At 66.3% G+C, this 5,401-nt stretch carries 5 protein-coding genes and 1 pseudogene; 3 read left to right on the top strand and 3 right to left on the bottom strand.

Translation table 11 applies throughout. The annotated features are described in order from the left end of the window. Nucleotides 1–92: 92 nt before the first annotated feature. The 3 genes from ABWP92_RS16235 to dacB form a co-directional block, all read right to left on the bottom strand. A complete protein-coding gene (locus ABWP92_RS16235) occupies nucleotides 93–767 on the bottom strand; it encodes an OmpW/AlkL family protein (protein ID WP_353236444.1) in 675 nt (224 codons plus the stop codon). A gap of 36 nt (nucleotides 768–803) precedes the next feature. After that, complete coding sequence (locus ABWP92_RS16230) at nucleotides 804–1,937, bottom strand: SGNH/GDSL hydrolase family protein (protein ID WP_502907558.1); 1,134 nt, start codon at nucleotides 1,935–1,937, stop codon at nucleotides 804–806. Between the two features lie 252 nt (nucleotides 1,938–2,189). Continuing rightward, nucleotides 2,190–3,767 (bottom strand): D-alanyl-D-alanine carboxypeptidase/D-alanyl-D-alanine endopeptidase, encoded by a 1,578-nt coding sequence (dacB, locus tag ABWP92_RS16225; RefSeq protein WP_353236442.1) that lies wholly within the window; start codon nucleotides 3,765–3,767, stop codon nucleotides 2,190–2,192. Between the two features lie 139 nt (nucleotides 3,768–3,906). Here dacB and tsaB point away from each other — a divergent pair, with 139 nt between their 5' ends. The 3 genes and pseudogenes from tsaB to ABWP92_RS16210 form a co-directional block, all read left to right on the top strand. Further along, on the top strand, nucleotides 3,907–4,644 hold the full coding sequence (gene tsaB / locus ABWP92_RS16220; protein WP_353236441.1) for a tRNA (adenosine(37)-N6)-threonylcarbamoyltransferase complex dimerization subunit type 1 TsaB: 738 nt from the start codon (nucleotides 3,907–3,909) through the stop codon (nucleotides 4,642–4,644). Then, nucleotides 4,641–5,120: a ribosomal protein S18-alanine N-acetyltransferase gene (gene rimI, locus ABWP92_RS16215; RefSeq protein WP_353236440.1), complete on the top strand. Its 480-nt coding sequence runs from the start codon at nucleotides 4,641–4,643 to the stop codon at nucleotides 5,118–5,120. The genes tsaB and rimI overlap by 4 nt, the downstream gene beginning before the upstream one ends. Continuing rightward, a pseudogene (locus ABWP92_RS16210) lies at nucleotides 5,117–5,401 on the top strand (uracil-DNA glycosylase family protein); the annotation flags it as partial. The gene rimI and the pseudogene ABWP92_RS16210, both read left to right, overlap by 4 nt.

Raw genomic sequence — 5,401 nt, 5'->3', positions numbered from 1 at the left:
GGGGGCGCTTTTTGTCTTGGGGCGGCCCTACGACAAAAAACCGGCCTTGAAGGCCGGTTGGTGTCTTGACCCTGGCTGGATACCGTGGCCGATCAGAAGCGGTAGCCTATCCCGAAGGACACCACATCCGGATTGAGCTTCACCGAAATGCTCTGCCCCGTGGAGAGGTGCGCCTTGGACTTCAGGAACGACTTGTAGTACGACGCATCGAAGAACCAGTGCTCGTTGAAGCTGTAGGTAAAGCCGATCTGCGGGGTGAGGGCGAATCTGCTGTCCATCTTGGCCGTCGTCGGATTGCCCGGGCCGCCGCCAGTCAGGCCCGACAGTGTGGCCGTCGTGCGGTTCTTGAAGAATTTCGCATAGGTCACCCCCAGGCCCACATAGGGCCGGAACCTGGAATTCGCCTCCAGGAAATAGTACTGAACGAACAGCGTGGCGGGAACCACCTTGACCTCGCCCAGCTTGCCCGTGCCATCGATCGCGCCGTCGCCATAGAACGAATGCTTGAATGGCAGACCCAGCGGCAGGTCGATGGCGACGTGGTCAGTGACCATGTAGTTGATGCCCCCAGTGAACTGGGAGGCGCTGCCCACGTCGATCTTGGTGTTGGGAAAACTCGGCTCGCTCAGGTTGCCGCTGTCCACGTCCGGCATGATGCGCGTGGCGCCGGCCCGCACGCTGAAGGTGCCAGCCACCTGGGCATGAGCGGTTGCAGCGCACGCCGCCAGTATGACCAGCGCAGCGCCAGCCCGGAAGAAGGTTGCCATGTAAATGCCTCCTGTGGTGTGTTGTTCGTGTTCAGGTCACAGCCAGCCGGCCTGCGACAGCGAGCGCGAGGTCAGTTGGCTCATCAGTTGATGGCCGAATGGCGTGGGGTGGAAGCTGTCGGCGAAGCCATAGCTCTTCCACCAGTCCGCGCCCGCGCCTGCCGGCGGATTGGCGGAAAGCGCCGCCGCGGTGCAGGTGGCGAAGGTGTAGGTGGGCAGGCCCGAGGAGTCCTGGCCCGTGATGGGGCAGACGGGATCGGTCACATTGGTGTAGGCATACTGGGCCGGGTTGGTCGCCTGATCCTTGAAGGACTCGTAGAAATCCACGACCGTCAGGCGGGCGTCGCCCGTCAGGCTCGCATCCAGCTTGGCATTGAATACCTGGACCCAGGTGTCGAACAGCGTGTTCAGCTGCTGGGCGGCTGCCTCGCCTTGAGATGCGGCCACCTTCTTGAGCACCATCTGGAATTTCGGCGTCAGCGTCACGCCCGGCATGTTCAGCACGGCCACGCGCGGAGCGCCCTTGCCCAGCACATTGGTCTGGATGTTCTTGGCGAAATACACGGCCAGCGCCTCCATGTAGGCCGCGCCCGCCTTGGGCAGCCCCGCCGCGCCCTGCGCCGCCAGCGCCTGCACGGTGGATGCATCCAGCATCGTGCCGACGAGCGCGAGGAAACTCGCCCCGCCATCCGCCGAGGCCGCGAGATAGGCGCCGAACAGGTCGCCGGCATCGTTGCCGCCGCCGTCGATCAGGATCATGTCGTCAGCCGTGTAGCCGATGCCGCCCGCCTCCGCCATCTGCTTGGTGATGGAGCGGGGATCCTGCGGGTTGGTGTAGTTGTTGATGCGGCCTCCACCCACGGCGAAATTGGTGCACGAGGCTACCGTGGAGAAGGTCGTGGAGTCCGACGAACGGTAGTACGGGCACAGCGTGGTGCTGTACCTGTTCGCCACGTGTTCGACCCACAGCCAGGAAGAGCCGTCGCCGTTGAGCGACGTGGCGGCGTTCTGCACCGTGGCCTTGACGCCGAACGTGCCGGTATCGGCCAGGCTGTCGCCCATCACCCTCACCGTGCTGACCTTGGCCGCAGGTGTAGTGCTGCCACCTCCGCCGCCGCAGGCCACGAGCGCGACCGCGGCAGCCGCCGCAGCAATCCAGTGCATACGCATATGTTCTTTCATTAACAGGGCTCCTTTGATTAAATCGAACGGTCGTTCTTTTTTAAAAAAATGATACCGGCGTTTACAGGATTTCCTATGTGGGTAAACACTGAAGGCAACCTTCCAGCAGCACGGGATAGGTCAAACCAATGCAAACCAAGTAGGCAATTCAGGGAAAACGATAGGTGCACAAACAGCAACGCCCGCGAGTCATCGCGGGCGTCGTCATGTGGGAGCGTGCGCCGCAGCGGGCGCGCCGGATCAGCGCCGCGCGGCGCCCTTGCCGGAGGCGCCGGGCGCACCAGCCGCGTTGGCCGCCACGGTGGACGCGATGGCCGGCGCATCCTGGGCCGCCCATTCCACCAGGGCATGCAGCGCAGGGCGCGCGTTGGGTGCCAGCGGATGGTTGATGATGCCTACCAGCGCATAGCGCCTGCCGGAGTGCGAGTCCACCACGCCCGCCAGCGCCGTCACATCGCGCAGGGTGCCGGTTTTCAGGTGCGCCATGCCCTTGGCCGAGCTGGCGTTCACGCGGCGCAGGGTGCCATCCACGCCGACGATGGGCAGCGACGAGAGCAATTCCGGCATCTGCGCGGAAGTCCACGCCGTCTGCAGCATCCCGGCCAGCGAGCGGGCCGTCACGCGTTCCTCGCGGCTCAGGCCCGCGCCGTTTTCCCAGACCGGCGGCGCAAGCTGCGGCCAGCGGGCATGCCACCAGTTGGCCATGGCCTGCCGCCCTGCTTCCCAGGTACCGCTCCCCGTTGCCTGCAAGCCCAGCGTGAGGAACAACTGCTGCGTCATCACATTGTTGCTGTACTTGTTGATGTCGCGCACCACCTCGGCGAGCGTGGGTGATTTATTCACGAAGGCAGGTTTCAGCCCGGCGGGCACCTTGCCGTCGACGACCGCGCCGGTGAGCTTGCCGCCCAGATCGCGCCACATGCCTTCGACCGCGCGCGCCGCGTAGCCATCCGGGTCGGCGGGAGCAACGGCCCATTCCCGCTCTCCGCACGATGCCGGAAAGCTGCCCGCGAAACCGATGCGCCCGGGCGCGCCCAGCTCCGCCTGCAGCGCGCCTTGCCAGTCGCCGCAGGCCAGGCTCGCGGGCGCGAGCGGCACCGATGCGGGCAACTGCATGCCGCCCATCGGCGGCTCGTAGCTGATGCGCGCGACGCCAGCGGCAAGATCCGGCACGAAACGCATGTTCATCGACTTGAAGTTGATGAGCAGCGCATCGGGCCCCGCGTTGTAGGGGCGCCAGGGTTCGCCGTCGAACGACGCGGCGTCGCGCGCCGGCAGATTGAAGGCCGAACGGTCGAGCACGATGTCGCCCACGATCACCGACACTCCCATGTCGCGCAGACGGCGCATGGTGAGCCACAGGCGCTCCAGAACGAGCTGCGGATCGCCTTGCCCCCGGATATAGACATTGCCACGCAGCGCGCCGTCCTGCGGCACGGCGTCCAGGTAGACCGGCGTCTCCCACACGAAGGCCGGGCCGAGCTGGTCGAGCGCCGCGTAGGTGGTGACCAGCTTCATCACGGAAGCGGGATTGAGCGGCTCATCCGGCCTGTAGGCCAGCTTCGGGGCCTTGGGAGAATCCAGTTCCACCACCATGGCGGACAGCGCATCGCGCGGCACCTTGGCGCGCAGCAACGCGGCATCGACCGCCGGAGGCAGGGCGAACTGCGCCGGGGTATCGGCGGCCCGCGCGGGCTGCGCTGACACAGGCGCTGGCAACGCCGCTGCTGCCGCCAAAAGAACACCGGCCGCCAGGGCCACGGCCCGCGAATGCGCTTGCCGCGCGCGGACGGCGGCTGCGATGGCTTTCACAATCATTCCATAAGTCTATGATTTATCGGGGCGGCCAGCCAACAATGCAGGCAAAGCCCCCCGGATATTGCCACGGGACGATAATCGCCACTGGCGAGCCCGTCCCGCGGCCATCCGCCGCCTCCCCGCTCTCGGCAGAACTCCCATGAATCTCCTCGCGCTAGACACCAGCACCGACACGCTTTCCATCGCCGTACGCAAGGGCGGAGCAGACATGCTGGAGCGCAGCGCGCCCGGTGGCGCGCACTCGTCCACGGCGCTCATCCCGCTGATCCGCGACATGATGGCCGAAGCGGGCATGGCGTTCGACGACCTCGACCTGATCGCGTTTGGCCGCGGCCCCGGATCGTTTACCGGATTGCGCACCGCATGTTCGGTCGCGCAGGGCCTGGCGTTCGGAGCGCGCCAGGGCGCCGGCGTGCCGGTGCTGCCGGTGGATTCGCTGCTGGCCGTGGCCGAGCAGGCCCGCGCCGAACATGGCGTCACCCAGGTGCTGGCGGTGCTGGATGCGCGCATGGACGAGGTGTATGCCGGCGCCTACTTCTGGCGGGATTCCCTCTGGCAGAGCCTGGGCGACTACCAGTTGGCCGCGCCCGAGGACGTGGTGGCGCCCGCCGGATTCACCGTGGCGGGCAATGCGCAGTCCGCCTATGGCGAGCGTCTCGCGCCCGATGCCCGCCATGTGCGCGCGCTGCCCACGGCAGGCGCCATGCTGCGCCTGGCGCCATCGCTGATCGCGGCGGGCCTGGCGGTCCCGGCCAAGGACGCGCTGCCGCTGTATATCCGCGACAAAGTGGCGCAGACCACCGCCGAGCGCGAGCAGGCCAGGCTCGCCGCCGCCCAGGCGGCCTCATCGCAACCATCCGGGCACCAGCCCCGATGAGCGCCATCGCCTCCTCGTTGCAGGATGATTCACGGCTGCACTTCGAGCTGCTCACGCTCCCGCGGCTCGACATGCTGCTCGCCGTGGAGAACGCTGCGTACAGCCATCCATGGACGCGCGGAAACTTCATCGACGCACTCTACGCGGGCTATCAGATCCAATTGCTGATGCACGAAGACACGCTCATCGGCTATTTCGTGGCGATGCCGGGCGTCGAGGAGGTCCATTTGCTGAACATCACGGTAGCTCCTGCCTACCAGCAACAAGGCTGGGCCAAGGTTCTGCTCGACTCCCTGGCGCTATGGTCGCGCGGCAAGAACGCCCTCTGGCTGTGGCTCGAAGTGCGCAAAAGCAATCAGCGCGCGCAGCATGTGTATGCGCAATATGGTTTTCAATCCGTGGGCCAGCGCAAGCGCTACTATCCAGCGGAAAACGGCGAACGCGAGGACGCCATCGTCATGAGCATCAAGTTATGAGCCTTCAACTCGACGCGCGCCAACGCGCCATGCTGCAGGAGATGGGCATCACCCTCTGGCAAGCCGCGCCCACGGCAGCCGTCGCCTCGCCCACGCGGCGCCCCGGCTCTGTCGGCACATCCGTTCTCGAACGCCCGCCAGCGCATCCGCAACCCGCCACACCGGATGCGCGAACGCCCGCGACCAGCCAGCAGCCCCAACCGGCCGCGCCAAACCGCGCAACAACCCACACACCAACCCACACGTCAGCTCCCACGCCTGTGACGGCGCCAGCGGCGCAA

The sequence above is a fragment of the Diaphorobacter ruginosibacter genome (assembly GCF_040396215.1).
GTDB classification, from domain to species: Bacteria; Pseudomonadota; Gammaproteobacteria; order Burkholderiales; family Burkholderiaceae_C; genus Diaphorobacter_A; species Diaphorobacter_A ruginosibacter_A.
This window is presented reverse-complemented; position numbering and strand designations above follow the sequence as displayed.

Bases quoted from the DNA above. Each gene is read 5' to 3' on its own strand.
- ABWP92_RS16235 (WP_353236444.1), bottom strand. From the start codon at position 767: ATGGCAACCTTCTTCCGGGCTGGCGCTGCGCTGGTCATACTGGCGGCG.
- ABWP92_RS16230 (WP_502907558.1), bottom strand. From the start codon at position 1,937: ATGCGTATGCACTGGATTGCTGCGGCGGCTGCCGCGGTCGCGCTCGTG.
- dacB (WP_353236442.1), bottom strand. From the start codon at position 3,767: ATGATTGTGAAAGCCATCGCAGCCGCCGTCCGCGCGCGGCAAGCGCAT.
- tsaB (WP_353236441.1), top strand. From the start codon at position 3,907: ATGAATCTCCTCGCGCTAGACACCAGCACCGACACGCTTTCCATCGCC.
- rimI (WP_353236440.1), top strand. From the start codon at position 4,641: ATGAGCGCCATCGCCTCCTCGTTGCAGGATGATTCACGGCTGCACTTC.